This window comes from Roseobacter cerasinus, from assembly GCF_009811755.1.
GTDB classification, from domain to species: domain Bacteria; phylum Pseudomonadota; class Alphaproteobacteria; order Rhodobacterales; family Rhodobacteraceae; genus Roseobacter; species Roseobacter cerasinus.
Window position 1 is genome coordinate 80,910 of the sequence record NZ_BLIV01000007.1, and the last position, 17,239, is coordinate 98,148.

Sequence of the window (17,239 nt, forward strand, 5' to 3'; positions counted from 1 at the left end):
GCCTTTTCCCAACTTCTTCGAGACGGACACGTCATGACCTATTCCATCGCCATTCTTGGCGCTTCCGGCTATACTGGCGCCGAACTGATCCGGCTGATTGCCGGACATCCCGATCTGACCATAACCGCACTTGGTGCCAACTCCAAAGCGGGTCAGAGCATCGCGCAGGTCTTCCCGCATTTGCGCCATTTGCAGTTGCCGACACTTTTGCAAATTGATGAGATCGACTTTGCAAACATTGATCTGTGCTTCTGTGCCTTGCCGCATAAGACAAGCCAGGAGGTCATCGCGCGCTTGCCTGCTGATCTGAAGATCGTCGATCTGAGCGCGGATTTCCGGCTGCGCGACCCTGAGGCCTATGAGCAGTGGTACGGCAACCCGCATGCAGCAGTTGCTCAGCAGAAAGAGGCTGTCTACGGTCTGACAGAGTTCTACCGCGATAAGATTGCACAGGCACGGTTGGTGGCGGGCACCGGCTGCAATGCGGCCACGGGCCAGTACATGCTGCGCCCGCTGATCTCGGCGCAGGTGATCGATCTCGATGAGATCATTCTGGATCTGAAATGCGCGGTTTCCGGCGCGGGCCGGAGCCTGAAGGAAAACCTGCTGCATGCAGAGTTGTCCGAAGGCTACCACGCCTATGCAACGGGCAGCACGCACCGCCACCTTGGTGAGTTCGATCAAGAGTTCAGCGCTTTGGCGGGCCGTGATGTGAAGATCCAGTTTACGCCGCATCTGATCCCTGCCAATCGGGGTATCCTGGCGACAGGCTACCTGAAAGGCCCGTCGGACGCGGTTCACGAAACGCTTGCAGCGGCTTATGCGGCTGAGCCCTTCGTTGACGTTCTGCCCTTCGGCGAGACGCCCAGCACCCGCCATGTGCGCGGCTCGAACTTTTGCCACATCGGGGTGGTCGCAGACCGGCTGCCAGGGCGCACTCTTGTGGTTGGCGCGTTGGACAACTTGACAAAAGGTAGCAGCGGGCAAGCTTTGCAAAACGCCAACCTGATGCTAAATATTGAGGAAACGACGGGGCTGATGATGCCGCCGCTTTTCCCGTGAGGATGCATGAAAAGTCTTAAAAAACAGCGCCGAATTCAGGTCATCGCCGTGGCGGCGGTGGCCTTGGTGCTGTCGACTGTGCTGATTGGTTATGCCATGCGCGATGGTATCAATTTCTTCCGCGCGCCGAGCCAAATTCTGGCGGAACCGCCCGAGCCAACGGAGGTGTTTCGCATCGGCGGGCTGGTGGAAGAAGGCTCCATCGTCCGTGGTCAGGGCGAGACCATCCGCTTCAGCGTGACCGATGGCGGGGCGGTGGTGCCGGTCACCTACACGGGCGTGCTGCCTGATTTGTTTGAGGAAAACCAAGGTATGGTGGGCACGGGGCGTTACATTAATGGCGTCTTTGAAGCCCATGAAATACTTGCGAAACATGACGAAACTTATATGCCGGCGGAAGTTGTGGACGCTCTGAAAGAGCAGGGTGTCTACAAGCCGACCGACAGCTAGCAGCGCACGCTCCTATCAGCGCAAATTAACCGATCTTTGTTCATTTTTCAGCGCGACGGCTGAAAAGGGGACAAGGATGCAGACGGTCAGAGAGATCGCCACTGAAATTGTGGGCCGCGAAGGCGGCTTCGTGAACGACCCGGATGATCCCGGCGGGGCAACAAAATATGGCGTGACCATTCATACCATGCGGGCACTGGGCATCGATTTGGACCGCGACGGCGCGGTGACCATTTCGGATGTGCGCGCTTTGACAAAAGAGCATGCCATTGAAATATTTGAGAAACACTACTTCGAGAAACCACTGATCGCGCTGTTGCCGCAGGTGCTGCATGCGACGGTTTTTGACATGTATGTGAACGCGGGCAGCAATGCGGTGAAGATCCTGCAGCGGTTGCTGCGTGAGATGGGGCACAAGATTACGGTTGACGGAATCCTCGGCCCGCAAAGCATTGCGGCGGCGCAGGCGGCCTACCTTGAGGCCCCCGATTTCCTGGCGGATGCCTACGGCATTGCGCGGCGCAACTACTATTTCCGCATTGCCGACCGCCGTAGGGCGAGCCGCAAATACGCGCGCACGCGCGCGGGCGGCAAGGGCGGCTGGATCAAACGCGCGGAGGAATTCATCTCTCCACGCCATCATCTCACGCGCGCGCAATTTCAGCAGAGGGTTGCAACATGGGTCTGATAACGGGGCTTCTTAACATCATTTTTGGCAATGATCGCAATGTGATCGCGCAAACAGCTGAGGTCTTCCGCGAAAACACCGAAGAAGGTGCAGCACGCGCACAGCAGCTGCGGTTGGGCGCCATGGCACAATTCGCGACGGAGTTCGAGCAGACGCGGCAAGGCTGGTTTGACCGCCTGATGGACGGTGTGAACCGCTTGCCGCGTCCGGCGCTGGCGCTGGGGACACTGGGGCTGTTTCTGGCTGCGATGATTGATCCGATCTGGTTCGCTGCGCGCATGCAGGGCATCGCCCTGGTGCCGGAGCCTCTGTGGTGGCTGCTGGGCGTTGTTGTGTCCTTCTACTTCGGCGCGCGGCATCAGGTGAAAAGCCAGCAATTTCAGAAGTCGATTGCGCAGACCATGTCGTTGGCCCCGAAGGTGGCGGACAACATCGCAACGCTTGGGGCGCTGACGGCGACGTCACCCGGCGTGGCGGATGCGGGCCATGACGCGCAACTCTCGACGCTGTCGGTCGCACCTGATGAGAACAGCGCCCTGAGCGAATGGCAGGCCCAAAAGCGCCAGGCCGCGACAAAGTGAACCGCTGACTGGCGCGTTTGTCATTGGACCCAGCCTTGCCGCGGCTTATACTGCGCAGCATGATCACTGAGTTCGGACATTTCGCGCTGATCCTCGCCTTTCTGGTGGCGATTGTGCAGACCGTTGTGCCTTTGATCGGGGCGCACAAGCGCTGGCCGGCCTGGATGGCCGTGGCGGAGCCTGCGGCCTCGGCCCAGTTTCTGCTCACGGCCTTTTCATTCGCGGCGCTGATGTATGCTTTCGTGATTTCGGATTTCAGTCTGCGACTGGTCACGCTGAACAGCCATTCCGCCAAACCGATGATCTACAAGATCAGCGGGACCTGGGGGAACCACGAAGGCTCCATGCTGCTCTGGGTTCTGATTGTGACGCTTTTCGGCGCCATGGCGGCCTGGTTTGGGGGCAATCTTCCTCCCACTTTGCGGGCCCGTGTTCTCGCGGTTCAGGCAGCCATTGGTGTGGCGTTTTTCGCTTTTATCATATTTACGTCCAACCCGTTCTTAAGGTTGGTAGTCCCACCGTTCGACGGGCAGGATTTGAACCCGTTGCTGCAGGACCCGGGGCTCGCCTTCCACCCGCCGTTTCTCTATCTCGGCTATGTTGGGCTCAGCATGGCGTTCAGCTTTGCAGTCGCGGCACTTATCGAAGGCCGCGTTGACGCGGCCTGGGGGCGTTGGGTGCGCCCGTGGACATTGGCGGCCTGGGTGTTTCTGACCATCGGCATCGCGCTCGGATCCTGGTGGGCCTATTACGAGCTTGGCTGGGGCGGCTTCTGGTTTTGGGACCCGGTTGAGAACGCCTCTTTCATGCCGTGGTTGTTGGCTGCCGCGCTGCTGCATTCCGCCATCGTGGTGGAGAAACGCGAAGCGCTGAAAAGCTGGACCATTCTGCTTGCGATCCTTGCCTTTGGCTTCTCTTTGATCGGCACATTTATCGTTCGCTCGGGGCTGCTCACCTCGGTGCATGCATTTGCGAATGATCCGGAGCGCGGTGTGTTCATCTTGATGATTATGGGCTTTTTCATGGGCGGCGCGCTGATCCTCTTTGCCTTGCGGGCTAGCGCCATGGAGGCTAAGGGGGTCTTCGGCGTAGTAAGTCGCGAAAGCGCGCTGGTGGCGAATAACCTGCTGCTGGCTGTCAGCTGTTTTGTCGTCTTCGTCGGCACCATGTGGCCTCTGGTGGCTGAGATGTTCTTTGACCGGCGCCTCAGCGTCGGCCCGCCATTTTTCAACATGGCCTTTTCGCCCTTCATGCTGGTGCTGGGGCTGATCCTGCCCATTGGCTCGGCCATGCCGTGGAAGCGGGCGCGGGTGCTGCGTGCCATGCGGCCCTTGCGCTATGTATTTATCCTGGCGCTGGCCGTCGGCGGACTGGCCTATGCCATGCAAAGTGGGCGCAGCCTTTTGGGGCCGATTGGCCTGTTTCTCGCCGCCTGGATTGTGATGGGCACTCTGGTCGATTTCGCGCAACGCACCGGACGTGGCTCGGGGCGTTTGGCTCGGGTGATGCGTCTGCCGCGCGCGGATTGGGGCAAGATGGTCGCGCATTCCGGTCTCGGGATCACTATGATGGGGGTCTGCGGGCTGATGGCTTGGCAACAGGAAGACATTCGCGTGGCGCAGTTCGGAGAGCCCTATGAGGTGGGCGGCTATACCATCACGCTGAACGGTGTGGTGAACAAGGAAGGGCCGAATTTCCTGTCAACCATGGGCTACATCACACTGGCGCAGGATGGGCGCGAGATTGCACAGCTGCGCCCGGAGAAGCGGATCTACCCGGTGGCACAGATGCCCACAACCGAAGCGGCGATTGACTATGATCTCGCGCGTGACGTCTATGTGGTCATTGGCGACCGTCAGGCCACTGGCGGTTGGGCCGTGCGCACTTATATCAAGCCGCTCACAAACTGGATCTGGATCGGCTCCGGTCTGATGGCGCTGGGTGGATTACTCAGCCTGTCCGACAGGCGCTTCCGCGTGGCTGCAGGTGCACGCAAGCTGCCCAACGCGGTGCCTGCGGAATGAAACGGCTGGCGCTCGCACTGACCCTCATTGCAGGCCCGCTCTGGGCGTTGGATCCGTCCGAGATGCTGGAGGATCCGGCATTGGAGGCGCGGGCGCGGGCGCTTGACCATGATTTGCGATGTGTGGTGTGCCAGTCGGAATCGGTGGCCTCCTCCAACGCCAATTGGGCCCAGGACGCACGCCGCACCGTGCGTGAGCTGGTCGCCGGTGGCGCGAGCGACGAGGCTGTGATGGATTTCTTTGTGGCGCGCTACGGTGAATTTGTGTTGATGTCGCCGCGCGCCAGCGGCTCGACCTGGATGCTGTGGGCAGCGGGGCCCGCGATGCTGCTGCTCGCGATGGGCCTGGGGTATGGCTATCTGCGCGGGCGCTCCCGTTCGGTCGCGTCGCAGGAAGGGGCCTTGACCGAGGCTGAGCAGAGGCGCCTGCAGGAAATCCTGAAAGAATAACCCCGCGTTGCCCTTTTCTGAACCGGTCAGTTTGATATGACGGGATCAGCCTGATGAAAAGGACGCTCGATGGAGTATCACACGCTGATCTACACGCTGCAGGACGGCGTGGCGACGATCATCCTGAACCGACCCGAAAAGATGAACGCGCTGAGCACGCAGATGCGGGCTGAAATTGCCTATGCCGTGTCGGAGGCGGGCAAGACCGCGCGGGTGGTTGTGATCACCGGGGCGGGCAAGGCCTTCTGCTCCGGTCAGGATCTGGGCGACCGGGTGAGCGCGGCCAACCTTGATCTGGAACGCACGCTGCGGGATGAGTATCAGCCGATGCTGCGCGCGATTGTGGACTGCCCGGTACCGACGATTGCGGCGGTGAATGGCCCGGCCGCTGGGGCGGGGGCCAACCTGGCGCTGGCTGCGGATGTGGTCATTGCGGCTGAGAGCGCCTATTTCCTTCAGGCCTTTGCGCGCATCGGCCTGATCCCGGATGCGGGGGGCACCTATGTGCTGCCGCGCACCATGGGCACGGCCAAGGCGATGGGCGCGGCGCTTTTTGCAGACAAGATCACCGCGAGCCAGGCGGACGACTGGGGCATGATCTGGGAAGCGGTGCCGGATGCCGAGTTTCACGCGCATTGGCGCGCGCGCGCGGCGCATCTCGCCCAAGGCCCAACCGCTGCCTATGCGGCGATCAAGAAGGTGATCCGGGGCAGCTGGGACAACTCCATGGACGAGCAGCTGACGCTGGAAGCCCGGCAGCAGGGGCAGTGCGGCAAATCGCGTGACTTCAAGGAAGGCGTGCTGGCTTTCACTGAAAAGCGGGCTGCGCAGTTCGAGGGGCGCTGACGCTGCGCGCCTAGAGCGTCTGACGAAATACCTGAGACGTCGCATATCACGTAACGCGTTGAAATCTATGATTTCAGGCAGCGTTATGTGAGTCAGGTTTTTCGCATGACGCTTTAGAGACGCTGTATCAGTGGCACGTCGTCAGCGTTCATTCCGGCACTTTGCGCGCAGGCCATCACCGCAACGGCAATCCCGTCGGCGTGGATGGTCTGGATCATCTGTGAAACCTGCGTGATCGTGATGCGCGGCGGCGGGCTGTTCCGATCATAGATGACTGCAAGTCCGAGTGCTCCGGCGCAGGGCTGCGGGACGATGACCGCTTCGGCGGCGCCGCGTGTCGGCTCTGCCGCTTGTGGGGCGTCGCCTGTCCGCCACTCGGTGTCTGAGGCGTTTCGCATAACCTCTCCTGTTTCAAGCCCTCCGATGCCTTTGCGTAAGAGGTTGGGCCGCGTCCGGCCCCCATCGGAGCGGCCCGCAGCGCCGATACTGGCGCTGTGGGCTCCAGCTAAGGAGCAGTGCGAGAAGAGGTCAAGAAATCGCGCCAACTATACCGCTATGCGAAACAATGATGGGGTGTAGCGGCTTGTTCGGGGATAGCAGCGCGACAGTGAGCCTCATGCGCGTTGTTGCAAAGCCGCGTATCTGCCGCCCTGGCGATTCGTTGTAAGGCGCGCTGCACCCGTTTGCGGGATGCAGCGCTTTGGGATCAGCGATTCTCGATGTCGACGTAGTCGCGCGAGGTCTCACCAAGGTAGAGCTGGCGCGGACGCCCGATCTTGTTTTGCGGATCGGCGATCATTTCTTTCCACTGCGAAATCCAGCCCACCGTGCGGCTGAGCGCAAAGATCGGGGTGAACATCGACGTGGGGAAGCCCATCGCCTCAAGAATGATGCCGGAGTAGAAATCCACATTCGGGAACAGCTTCTTGTCCGCGAAATACGGATCATTCAGCGCCGCGGCTTCCAGCTCTTTTGCCACTTGCAGGATCGGGTTGTTTTCCACGCCCAGAAGGTCGAGCACCTCGTCTGCTGATTGCTTCATCACCGTCGCGCGCGGGTCGAAGTTCTTATAGACCCGGTGGCCAAAGCCCATGAGGCGGAAGGGGTCGTTCTTGTCCTTCGCGCGGGCGATGAATTCGGGGATGCGGTCCGGCGTGCCAATTTCGTTCAGCATCTCCAGACAGGCTTGGTTCGCACCGCCATGGGCTGGCCCCCACAGACAGGCAATGCCCGCCGCGATGCAGGCGAAGGGGTTCGCGCCGGACGACGACGCCAGCCGCACGGTCGAGGTTGAGGCGTTCTGCTCGTGATCCGCGTGCAGGGTAAAGATCCGGTCCATCGCGCGGGAGAGGATTGGGTTGACCTCATACTCCTCGGCTGGGACGGAGAAGCACATGCGCAGGAAGTTCGAGGCGTAATCCAGATCGTTGCGCGGATAAACAAAGGGCTGACCAATGGAATACTTGTAAGCCCAAGCCGCAATTGTCGGCATCTTGGCGATCAGCCGGTGGCTCGCAATCTCGCGCTGGCGCTCGTCGGTGATGTCGGTGCTGTCGTGATAGAAGGCGGACATCGCACCCACAACGCCGACCATGATGGCCATCGGGTGCGCATCGCGGCGGAAGCCCCGGAAGAAGTTCACCATCTGCTCGTGCAGCATGGTGTGATGGGTGATGTTCAGCTCGAACTTCTCAAGCTGCGCGGCCGAAGGAAGCTCTCCGTAGAGCAGCAGGTAGCAGACTTCGAGATAGTGGGACATGCCCGCCAGCTGATCGATCGGATAGCCACGGTGCAACAGCTCGCCCTTGTCGCCGTCGATGAAGGTGATGGTGCTGTCGCAGCTCGCCGTGGAGGTGAAGCCCGGGTCATAGGTGAAGACACCCGCTTGGGCGTAAAGCTTGCGGATATCAATGACATCAGGTCCAGCGGTGGGGGAGAAAATAGGCAGGTCGTACTCTTTGCCATCAATGCTCAGCGTCGCGGATTTTGTGCTTTCAGCCATAAGAGGTCCTTCCTGTCTTGCTTGCGGGCGCACCCGCTATTCGGCTTGTGACGCAAAGCGCGCCAAGCCGTTGAGTTCTGCGCGAGATCACCCCGCGTCCTGCGCTGCATCGGTTAGTCGGGCGAGGGTTTCCTCTTGGCCCAGAACCAGCATCATATCGAATACCGAAGGCGTGACCGCGCGGCCCGCAAGCGCGGCCCGAAGGGGCCCCGCCAGTTTCCCGAATTTGGTGTCCTTGCTTGTCGCGAACGCGTTCAGGATGTCCTCCAGAGTTTCTCTGCACCAGCTATCAGTTTGCAGCTGCGGCGTCAATTCGCGCAGTATACCACGGGATACTGAATCAAGGGCCTTGGCTGCTTTCTCATCTGCTTCTATCGGACGAGAGGTTAACGCAAAGTGAGCTTTTTCAAGCAGTTCAGGCAAAGTTTTGGCCCGTTCCTTCACGCAATAGAGTGCCCGCGCGAGAAGAGTTGACTGCGCGTCCGACAGCGGGGGCTGCCCCGCTGCGGTCAGATAGGCGTCGATTTCCTGCTGCAGTGCGGCGTCACCCGTTTGCGCGATATGCTGACCCGAGAGGTTTTCGAGCTTCTTCAGATCGAACCGCGCCGGGCTTTTGCCGATTCCACCGAGGTTAAACCACTCTTTCGCCTGCGCATCGGTGAAGAATTCATCGTCCCCATGGCTCCACCCCAGCCGGGCCAGATAGTTGCGCATGCCCGCCGCCGGGTAGCCCATGGCCTGGTATTCCTGTGCCCCAAGCGCCCCGTGCCGTTTGCTCAGCTTCTTGCCGTCCGGCCCGTGGATCAGCGGGATATGTGCCCAAACCGGCACGTCCCACCCCATGGCCTCATAGATCATCATCTGGCGCGCGGCGTTGTTGAGGTGGTCATCCCCCCGGATCACATGGGTCACGCCCATATCATGGTCATCGACAACAACCGCCAACATATAGACGGGTGTGCCATCGGACCGTAACAGCACCATGTCATCCAGTTGGTCATTGCGGATCGTCACATCGCCCTGCACCTGGTCGCGGATCACGGATTCACCCGCCTGAGGTGCCTTGATGCGAATGACAAAGGGCGCATCGGGGTGCGTGCTCTGGTCCGCGTCGCGCCAGGGGGAACGGTAGAGCGTGCTTTTGCCCTCCGCGCGTGCCGCGTCGCGGAAGGCGGTGATCTCCTCCTGCGTGGCGAAACACTTGTAGGCCTTACCTGCGGCCAGCAGCTCTTGGGCAACGGCGGCATGGCGGGGGGCGTTCTCAAACTGGCTGACGATCTCACCGTCGTGGTCGAGGCCGAGCCACGCCATGCCCTGCAAGATCGCCTCGGTCGCCTCCGGGGTCGAGCGTGCGCGGTCGGTGTCTTCGATGCGCAACAGGAACTTGCCACCGCGCCCCCTCGCGTAGAGCCAGTTGAAGAGCGCCGTGCGCGCGCCCCCGATGTGCAGAAAGCCCGTGGGCGAGGGGGCAAAGCGGGTGACGACGGGAGCAGACATGCGCGTATTTTTACCTTTCAGTAACCATGAAGGGCCTAGATCTAGGAGGCCTGTCTATCCAGTGCGGAGAACGGGGGCAAGGAGGTGCCAGGTGAGACGCTTGAGCTCCATTTTGCTGGAGCAGCGCGGGTCACTCTTTGAGTGGGTGCCGGTGTGCATGGCCGTGGGCATCGGGCTTTACTTTCTGCTGCGGTTTGAGCCGTCGGTCTGGCAGTTGGGTTCTGTGGCGGCGGCTGCCATTGGCTTGCTCATTGCCGCCCGCTGGCTGAACGAGGCGTTTCGTCCGCTGCTGATTGGTGTGGTCATCGTGGCCTCCGGCTTTCTACTGGCTGCGCACCGGGCGCATGATGTGGCCAGCCCCGTGCTGAGCTGGCGCTACTACGGACCGGTGGAGGGCCGCGTGGTGAACCTCGACCGCAGCAGTTCGGACGCGTTGCGGGTCACGCTGGATCAGGTGGTGCTGGAACGCGTGCCGCCGCACCGCACGCCTGAACGGGTCCGCATTTCCCTGCACGGAGATCATGGTCTGGGCGTGGCACCCGCCCCGGGGCTGCGCGTAATGACAACCGCACATGTCTCACCGCCCGGCGGGCCGGTAGAACCCGGCGGGTTCGACTTCCAGCGCCACGCCTGGTTTGGCAAGCTGGGCGGGGTCGGGTATTCCCGCGTACCACTTCTGGCCATCGCCCCCGCCGAGGAAGACCGCTGGGAGCTGGCCATCTTCCGCATCCGCATGGCCGTCGGCGCCCGCATGCTTGAGATCCTGCCGGGTGACGTGGGCGGGTTTGCCGTGGCAGTCACCACCGGCGCGCGCTCCGCCATCAGCCAGGAGGCGCTGGACGATCTGCGCGCCAGCAACCTTGCGCATCTGCTGGCGATCTCCGGGCTGCATATGGGGCTGTTGACGGGCTTTGTCTTTGCGCTCTTGCGTGTGACCATCGCGCTGATCCCGCCGCTGGCGCTGCGGGTGCCGGGGCGGAAACTGGCAGCGGGCGGCGCGCTGGTGGTGGCCTGTGGTTACCTCGCGCTGTCGGGCGGGAATGTGGCGACCGAGCGCGCTTTCATCATGGTGGCCGTTGCGCTCACAGCAGTGATGCTGAACCGCCGCGCGATCTCGCTGCGGGCGGTGGCGATTGCGGCGGTGATCGTGCTGCTTTTGCGGCCAGAAGCCTTGCTGGGGCCGGGGTTCCAGATGTCCTTTGCCGCCACAACGGCGCTGGTGGCTGTTTTTGGCTACATGCGGGATCGGCGCATCGGGATGGGCCCGAACTGGGCCAAGCCGGTGGTGGCCGTGCTGATTTCTTCGGGCGTTGCGGGGCTGGCGACGGCACCGATTGGGGCGGCGCATTTCAATGCGATCTCGCACTATGGGTTGCTGGCCAATCTGACGTCAGTGCCGATGATGGGCACCGTGGTGATCCCGGCGGCGGTGCTCGCGCTGATCCTCGCGCCCATCGGGCTCGACTGGATTGGCCTCTGGATCATGGGGGTGGGCCTGCGCTGGATCCTTGAGGTTGGCAGCTTTGTGGCCGGTCTGGATGGTGCGCGCTCCTTCGTGCATGGGCCGGGCGTTGCGGTGCTGCCCATGATTGCGCTGGGGTTTCTCTGGCTCTGCCTCTGGCAGGGGCGCAGCCGTATGGTCGGCGTGCTGCCCGTTCTGGCGGCCTTCTGGCTCTGGGTCACGGCGGAGCGGCCGGTCGGGCTGATTGCCGAGAATGGCGCGCTGGTGGGCGTCATGATGGCAGAGGGCCGGGCGCTCTCCAAACCCCGGGGCGCGGGGTTTGTCGCCCGCAATTGGCTGGAAAACGACGGGGATATGACCGACCAACCCACCGCCGCCGCGCGCTGGCCTGAGACGCGCAGCGCTGTTTTGCCGGGCGGCGTGGCACTCACCCATCTGTCGGGCAAGAAGGCGGTTGCGTCCTTTGACGGGTGCACGGGCGATCAGATCATCGTGGCCAATCAGTCGCTGCCGGAGGGCCCGGCGGAGTGTCTGCTGCTCGACCCCGAGCGTCTGCGTGACATGGGCGCCGTGGCCATTCATACCCGCGCAGACCGCGTGCATCTGATCACGACCCGGGACCGGACGGGCGACCGCATGTGGACGCCCTGGTATCGGCAGAGCAAACGTCAGTAAGTGCGAATGAGGCCCACCAACTTGCCCTGCACCTTCACCTGATCCTCGTTGAAGATCCGGGTCTCGTAGGCCGGGTTCGCGGCTTCCAGAGCGATGGCGCTGCCCTTGCGGATATAGCGTTTCAGCGTCGCCTCATGGTCTTCCACCAGGGCCACGACAATATCGCCGTTGTCCGCCACACTGGTCTCGCGGATCACCACAACGTCACCGTCGTTGATGCCCGCATCGACCATGGAATCGCCTTTGACCTCAAGCGCATAGTGCTCGCCCGTGCCAGAGAGCATCTGCCCCGGCACCGCAACGCTGTGAGATTTCTGGCTGATCGCCTCAATCGGCACACCTGCGGCAATCCGGCCCATCACAGGCAGTTCGGTGGCAAAAGCGGTGCTGACCGGCTGCGCGTTGGCGGGCATCGGTGCGTCGGGCTTATCGCCCTCGATCACGCGCGGAGAGAAGCCCGCCGTTGGCTCACCACCCAGGCTGGCGGGCAGCTTCACAATTTCGATCGCGCGGGCGCGGTGGGCGAGGCGGCGGATAAACCCACGCTCCTCTAGCGCCGTGATCAGCCGGTGGATGCCGGACTTGGAGCGCAGATCCAGCGCTTCCTTCATTTCGTCAAAACTGGGCGGAACACCGTCCCGCTGCATCCGCTTGTGTATAAATTCAAGCAAGTCCAACTGCTTCTTCGTGAGCATCACGTGGTCCTCCGAGGCCTGTTATGACCTTTGTTCTAGTGATGTTCCCGTTTTGTGTCAACGGTTTCAGAGCGGAAGGTAGCTGACCTCTTCGCCCATTGCGCGGGCGCCATCATGGGGCGGGCGGACCAAAAGCGAGTTGGCCTGCGACAGGATGCTGAGCAAGGAACTATCCTGACGGTCGAAGGCAGTCAGACCGTCTTCGCTGAGCACCGCGCGCATATAGTGCTCCCGTGGCCCATTGGGCGGCAAGGGTGCTGCCAGCGTCGCCTGCTTGGGCTGTGCGGGCGCAGCCCGCTGGCCCAGCAGCGCGCGCACGACCGGGACGACGAAGATTGTGCCGCAGACCATGGCCGAGACCGGGTTGCCCGGCAGGCCGATCATCGCGGCCTGTCCCAGCCGACCCGCCATGAGGGGTTTTCCGGGGCGCATCGCAACCTTGTAGAAGGATTGCTCCATCCCCAGCTCCGCCGCCACGGGCGCAACCAGATCGTGATCGCCGACTGAGGCACCACCGATAGTGACGACCAGATCGGCGTCCTGCGCCAACCCAAACGCGGTTTTCAGGGAGGCAGTCGTGTCGCGCGCAATGGGGATCATCCGGACTTCGGCGCCCTCGGCCTCCAGCAGGGCGGCAAGACCAAAGCTGTTGGAGGCGATGATCTGATCCGGCCCCGGTGTCTCTCCCGGCATGACCAACTCGTCACCTGTCGCCATGATCGCCACGACGGGGCGGCGCGTCACCGGCACCTCGGCGATGTTCATCGAGGCCAGCAGGGCAATGTCGGTCGGGCCGAGCCTGCGCGGCGCCCCCATCACATCGCCCGCCTTGAAGTCGCCACCCGCGGGGCGGATGTTGTCCTTGCCATCCATATCGCGGTTCAAGGTGATCAGATCGCCGCGCCGGGTCACATCCTCCTGGATAACGACGAAATCGAGTTCGTCGGGTACCGGCGCGCCGGTGAAGATGCGTACGCATTGGCCGGGACCGGCGTGACCGGTGAAGGCATGGCCCGCGGCCGCTTCGCCCACAACCTTGAACATGGCGTCCGGCTCGACCTCGTCGCGGCGTAGGGCGTAGCCGTCCATAGAGGAGGCGTCAAAGGGCGGCTGCGTTCGCGCTGCGGCCACATCGCGGGCCAGCAAGCGGCCTGCGGCGGCGCGCAACGGCACGGTTTCGGTCTCCAGTGGGCTGACAAGCGCAAAGAGTTGCTCCAGCGCCTCGGCGACCGAGATCATGGCGCCTCAAACCTGCCGGATTTGCCACCGTCTTTCAGGACAACGCGCAAATCGCTGATCTGCATGGATTTATCGACGGCCTTGGTCATGTCGTAGACGGTCAGTGCCGTGACGGAGGCGGCGGTCAGCGCCTCCATCTCGACGCCAGTCTGTCCGGTGGTCTTCACGGTCGCCTCGATTTGATAGCCCGGCAGGCTCTCGTCCGCCTCGAACTCGACCGAGACCTTGGTGATCGGCAGCGGGTGGCACAGCGGGATCAGATCGGAGGTGCGTTTCGCCGCCATGATCCCGGCAATACGCGCAACGCCCAGAACATCGCCTTTCTTGGCGCTGCCCTGCGCGATGGTCTCAAAGGTCTTAGGCTGCATCTTGATCTGGCAACGCGCCGTGGCGATCCGGTCAGTGACCGCCTTGGCGCCCACGTCAACCATATGCGCATCGCCCTTGGCGTCAAAATGCGAGAGGCCGCCCGACACCTACATGCCCCCCGGCATCATGGGATTGGCGAGCAACTTGCGCGTGGCGCCTTCCACATCCTCCTGCCGCATCAGGCTTTCGCCAATGAGGAAAATGCGCGCCCCATAACGGGCCATGTCGGCGAGATCCTCCGGTGTGCTCAAGCCCGATTCCGCGACGATCAGCCGGTCCTCGGGTACATCGCGAGAAAGTTCCCGTGTGGTATCGAGCGTGGTCTCGAAGGTTTTCAGATTGCGGTTGTTGATGCCCACAAGGCGGCTCTTGAGCTGGCTGGCGCGGGCGAGTTCGTCAGCGTCATGCACTTCGAGCAGCGCATCCATGCCCCATGCCATCGCGGCCTCTTCGAGGTCCTGCGCCTGATCGTCGCTGACCGAGGCCATGATGATCAGGATGCAATCGGCGCCCATCGCGCGGGCCTCGGCCACCTGATAGGTGTCATACATGAAGTCCTTGCGCAGCACCGGCAGATCGCAAGCGTTGCGCGCCGCGCGCAGGTAGGATTTGTCGCCCTGAAAGCTCGGTGTGTCCGTCAGCACCGACAGGCAGGTGGCCCCGCCCTCTTCATAGGCTTCGGCGAGGGCGGCGGGTTCAAAATCCGCCCGGATCAACCCTTTGGAGGGGCTGGCCTTCTTGATCTCGGCGATCAGCCCATAGCCCTGGATCGTCGCCTGATGCAGCGCGTCTGCAAAGGGGCGCACGGGCGGCGCATCGCGCGCTTCGGCCTCGACATCCGCCAGCGGTTTGGCCGCCTTGTCGGCGGCCACCTCCTCCAGCTTATAGGCCTTGATCTTGTCGAGAATGGTATCGGTCATGTCGTCTCCACCGGCTCAGCCCAGTTTATGGCGCGGTGACCTCGGGCCTGCAACCACGCATTGCTGCGGCTGAAGGGGCGCGAGCCGAAAAACCCGCGTCGTGCGGATAAGGGCGAGGGGTGCGCGGTTTCGATCTTGAGATTGGCAGCAGGGTCGATCCCGGCGGCAGCTTTCTGGGCATGCGCGCCCCAGAGCAGGTAGGCGCGGGGGGCTTTGCTGAGGTGGGCGAGCACCTGGGTGGTCAGCGTCTGCCAGCCGATCTTGTCGTGTCCCTTGGCCTCCCCAGCAGGCACGGTCAACACGGTGTTCAGCAACAGCACCCCCTGATCGGCCCAGAAGCTCAGGTCGGCAGTGGCCGGAGCCGCGCCGATGTCGGCCCGCACCTCTTTGAAGATATTGCCAAGTGACCGGGGCAGAGGCTGGACGGAGGCGTCGGCGGAAAAGGCCAGCCCATGGGCGTGGCCGGGCGTGGGGTAGGGGTCCTGGCCCAGGATCACCACGCGTGCTGCGTAGGGCTGGACCTGTTCCAGCGCGCGGAAGATCTGCGGCGCGGGCGGCAGGATCTCGCGCGGGTCCGCGGCCAGCCGGGTTTGCAGCGCGGGCCAGTCTGCCTCAAAGAACGGCAACTGCGCCCAGGCGCCAAGCGCGGTCACGCCGCTTGGGTGATCTTGGCGACGGCCTCGATCTTGGCGCGGGCCGCGCCGCTGTCGATGGCCTCCGCCGCCTTGGCGACACCTTCTTTGAGGTCGCTCACCGCATCCGCCACGACCAGTGCCGCCGCCGCGTTCAGCAGCACCGCATCACGGTAGGCAGAGGGCGCGCCATCGAGCAGGGCTTTGAAATCGCGCGCGTTTTCTTCGGGTGTCCCGCCGATGATGGACTCGAAGGGGTGTACCGGCAGCCCTGCGTCCTCGGGGTGGACCTCGATGTCAGCCACAAGGCCATCAGGGGCCAGAGTGCTGACCCACGACACGCCGGTGATGGTCAATTCATCCGTCCCGTCGGAGCCATGCACCAGCCAGGCTTTCTCGGACCCCAGCGCGCCCAGCGTCTCGGCCATGGGTCGAATGAGATCGCGGGAGAAGGCGCCTGTGAGCTGGCGCTTCACGCCTGCGGGGTTGGTGAGCGGGCCGAGAATATTGAAGATCGTGCGCGTGCCCAGCTCGGCCCGCGTGGGCATCACATGGGCAATTGCCGGGTGGTGCATCGGCGCCATCATGAAGCCGATGCCCGCCTCCGCCAGCGCCCGTTCGACGATCTTCGGCCCGACCATGACATTCAGGCCCATCTGGGTCAGCGCATCCGCCGCCCCAGATTTCGAGCTGAGGTTTCGGTTGCCGTGCTTGGCCACAACCACGCCCGCGCCCGCGACCACAAAGGCGGACGCGGTGGAGATGTTCAGCGTGCCCTTGCCGTCGCCGCCCGTGCCGACAATGTCCATAGCGCCTTGGGGCGCGCGCACTGCGTTGCACTTTGCACGCATGACGGCGGCGGCTGCGGCATATTCGTCCACCGTCTCGCCACGTGTGCGCAGGGCCATCAGCAGCCCGCCAATCTGGCTGGGCGTGGCTTCCCCCTCGAAGAGGATCGAAAATGCCTGTTCGGCCTGTGCCTTGCTCAACGGCCCTTCGGCAGCTGCGCCAATCAGCGGCTTTAGCGCGTCACTCATGCGGGCACCTTCATGACGTCGACGAAGTTTTGCAACAATGCGTGCCCATGCTCCGACCGGATGGATTCGGGGTGGAACTGGACGCCATGGATCGGCAACTCGCGGTGTTGCAGGCCCATGATCGTGCCATCCTCCAGCTCTGCCGTGATCTCCAGCTCGTCCGGCAGCGTGTCGCGATCCACCACCAGCGAGTGGTATCGAGTGGCGGCAAAGGGCGCGGGCAGACCGGCGAACACGCCTTTCTGATCATGCGACATCTGACCCAGCTTGCCGTGCACGATGTCCCTGGCCTGCACGACCTTGCCGCCAAAAGCCTGCCCAATCGTCTGGTGGCCGAGGCACACACCCATCAGCGGTGTGCCGGTTTCCGCCGCTGCAAGGGTCAGGCTGAGGCAAATTCCCGCCTGATCCGGCGTGCCGGGGCCGGGCGACAACAGGATGCCCGCAGGTCTCAGGGCCATGGCGTCCTGCACATTCAGCGCATCATTGCGGTGCACAACCACCTCAACGCCCAAACTGCCCACATAATGCAGCAGGTTGTAGGTGAAACTGTCGTAGTTATCGATCAGCAGCAGCATGTCCAAAACTTTGAATTCGGGGCTGGAGGCCGA

18 protein-coding genes are annotated in these 17,239 nt (G+C 62.8%); 8 read left to right on the top strand and 10 right to left on the bottom strand.

Annotation, left to right across the window (positions count from 1 at the left end; genetic code table 11):
- Window positions 1-33 precede the first annotated feature (33 nt).
- The 7 genes from argC to So717_RS17255 all read left to right on the top strand — a co-directional run bounded on the left by argC (window position 34) and on the right by So717_RS17255 (window position 6,100).
- Window positions 34-1,062, top strand: a complete 1,029-nt coding sequence (argC, locus tag So717_RS17225; protein ID WP_159979620.1) for an N-acetyl-gamma-glutamyl-phosphate reductase — start codon at window positions 34-36, stop codon at window positions 1,060-1,062.
- A 6-nt stretch (window positions 1,063-1,068) separates the two neighbouring features.
- The gene (gene ccmE, locus So717_RS17230; RefSeq protein WP_159979622.1) at window positions 1,069-1,512 is read left to right on the top strand and encodes a cytochrome c maturation protein CcmE; all 444 of its coding nucleotides are present in this window, start codon (window positions 1,069-1,071) and stop codon (window positions 1,510-1,512) included.
- A 76-nt stretch (window positions 1,513-1,588) separates the two neighbouring features.
- Window positions 1,589-2,200: a holin-associated N-acetylmuramidase gene (locus So717_RS17235; protein WP_159979624.1), complete on the top strand. Its 612-nt coding sequence runs from the start codon at window positions 1,589-1,591 to the stop codon at window positions 2,198-2,200.
- The gene (locus tag So717_RS17240; RefSeq protein ID WP_159979626.1) at window positions 2,191-2,781 is read left to right on the top strand and encodes a holin family protein; all 591 of its coding nucleotides are present in this window, start codon (window positions 2,191-2,193) and stop codon (window positions 2,779-2,781) included. The genes So717_RS17235 and So717_RS17240 overlap by 10 nt, the downstream gene beginning before the upstream one ends.
- A 59-nt stretch (window positions 2,782-2,840) precedes the next feature.
- On the top strand, window positions 2,841-4,805 hold the full coding sequence (locus So717_RS17245; RefSeq protein ID WP_159979628.1) for a heme lyase CcmF/NrfE family subunit: 1,965 nt from the start codon (window positions 2,841-2,843) through the stop codon (window positions 4,803-4,805).
- Window positions 4,802-5,254: a cytochrome c-type biogenesis protein gene (locus So717_RS17250; protein ID WP_159979630.1), complete on the top strand. Its 453-nt coding sequence runs from the start codon at window positions 4,802-4,804 to the stop codon at window positions 5,252-5,254. Before So717_RS17245 ends, So717_RS17250 begins: the two co-directional genes overlap by 4 nt.
- 69 nt (window positions 5,255-5,323) lie before the next feature.
- The gene (locus So717_RS17255) at window positions 5,324-6,100 is read left to right on the top strand and encodes an enoyl-CoA hydratase-related protein (protein ID WP_159979632.1); all 777 of its coding nucleotides are present in this window, start codon (window positions 5,324-5,326) and stop codon (window positions 6,098-6,100) included.
- A 113-nt stretch (window positions 6,101-6,213) separates the two neighbouring features.
- Here the strand turns inward: So717_RS17255 and So717_RS17260 are convergent, their stop codons facing one another.
- The 3 genes from So717_RS17260 to gltX all read right to left on the bottom strand — a co-directional run bounded on the left by So717_RS17260 (window position 6,214) and on the right by gltX (window position 9,599).
- Window positions 6,214-6,498, bottom strand: a complete 285-nt coding sequence (locus So717_RS17260; protein WP_159979634.1) for a hypothetical protein — start codon at window positions 6,496-6,498, stop codon at window positions 6,214-6,216.
- A gap of 308 nt (window positions 6,499-6,806) precedes the next feature.
- Window positions 6,807-8,102, bottom strand: a complete 1,296-nt coding sequence (gene gltA / locus So717_RS17265; protein ID WP_159979636.1) for a citrate synthase — start codon at window positions 8,100-8,102, stop codon at window positions 6,807-6,809.
- Between the two features lie 87 nt (window positions 8,103-8,189).
- Window positions 8,190-9,599 (bottom strand): glutamate--tRNA ligase, encoded by a 1,410-nt coding sequence (gene gltX, locus So717_RS17270; RefSeq protein WP_159979638.1) that lies wholly within the window; start codon window positions 9,597-9,599, stop codon window positions 8,190-8,192.
- Between the two features lie 91 nt (window positions 9,600-9,690).
- On the opposite strand from gltX, the gene So717_RS17275 reads away from it, so the two are divergent.
- The gene (locus So717_RS17275) at window positions 9,691-11,736 is read left to right on the top strand and encodes a ComEC/Rec2 family competence protein (protein ID WP_238841037.1); all 2,046 of its coding nucleotides are present in this window, start codon (window positions 9,691-9,693) and stop codon (window positions 11,734-11,736) included.
- On the opposite strand, the gene lexA is transcribed toward So717_RS17275, so the two are convergent.
- The 7 genes from lexA to So717_RS17310 all read right to left on the bottom strand — a co-directional run bounded on the left by lexA (window position 11,730) and on the right by So717_RS17310 (window position 17,206).
- On the bottom strand, window positions 11,730-12,431 hold the full coding sequence (gene lexA, locus So717_RS17280) for a transcriptional repressor LexA (RefSeq protein ID WP_159979642.1): 702 nt from the start codon (window positions 12,429-12,431) through the stop codon (window positions 11,730-11,732). The two genes, So717_RS17275 and lexA, sit on opposite strands and share 7 nt — an antisense overlap.
- A gap of 66 nt (window positions 12,432-12,497) precedes the next feature.
- Complete coding sequence (locus So717_RS17285) at window positions 12,498-13,670, bottom strand: molybdopterin molybdotransferase MoeA (RefSeq protein ID WP_159979644.1); 1,173 nt, start codon at window positions 13,668-13,670, stop codon at window positions 12,498-12,500.
- Window positions 13,667-14,146: a cyclic pyranopterin monophosphate synthase MoaC gene (gene moaC, locus So717_RS17290; RefSeq protein ID WP_159979646.1), complete on the bottom strand. Its 480-nt coding sequence runs from the start codon at window positions 14,144-14,146 to the stop codon at window positions 13,667-13,669. Before moaC ends, So717_RS17285 begins: the two co-directional genes overlap by 4 nt.
- The gene (gene trpC, locus So717_RS17295; protein WP_159979648.1) at window positions 14,147-14,959 is read right to left on the bottom strand and encodes an indole-3-glycerol phosphate synthase TrpC; all 813 of its coding nucleotides are present in this window, start codon (window positions 14,957-14,959) and stop codon (window positions 14,147-14,149) included.
- On the bottom strand, window positions 14,956-15,612 hold the full coding sequence (locus So717_RS17300) for a uracil-DNA glycosylase (RefSeq protein WP_159979650.1): 657 nt from the start codon (window positions 15,610-15,612) through the stop codon (window positions 14,956-14,958). The genes trpC and So717_RS17300 overlap by 4 nt, the downstream gene beginning before the upstream one ends.
- Window positions 15,609-16,628 carry an anthranilate phosphoribosyltransferase gene (trpD, locus tag So717_RS17305; protein ID WP_159979652.1) on the bottom strand — a complete coding sequence of 340 codons (1,020 nt, stop codon included), beginning with the start codon at window positions 16,626-16,628 and terminating at the stop codon, window positions 15,609-15,611. Before trpD ends, So717_RS17300 begins: the two co-directional genes overlap by 4 nt.
- Window positions 16,625-17,206: an anthranilate synthase component II gene (locus So717_RS17310; RefSeq protein ID WP_159979952.1), complete on the bottom strand. Its 582-nt coding sequence runs from the start codon at window positions 17,204-17,206 to the stop codon at window positions 16,625-16,627. Before So717_RS17310 ends, trpD begins: the two co-directional genes overlap by 4 nt.
- Window positions 17,207-17,239: the final 33 nt, after the last annotated feature.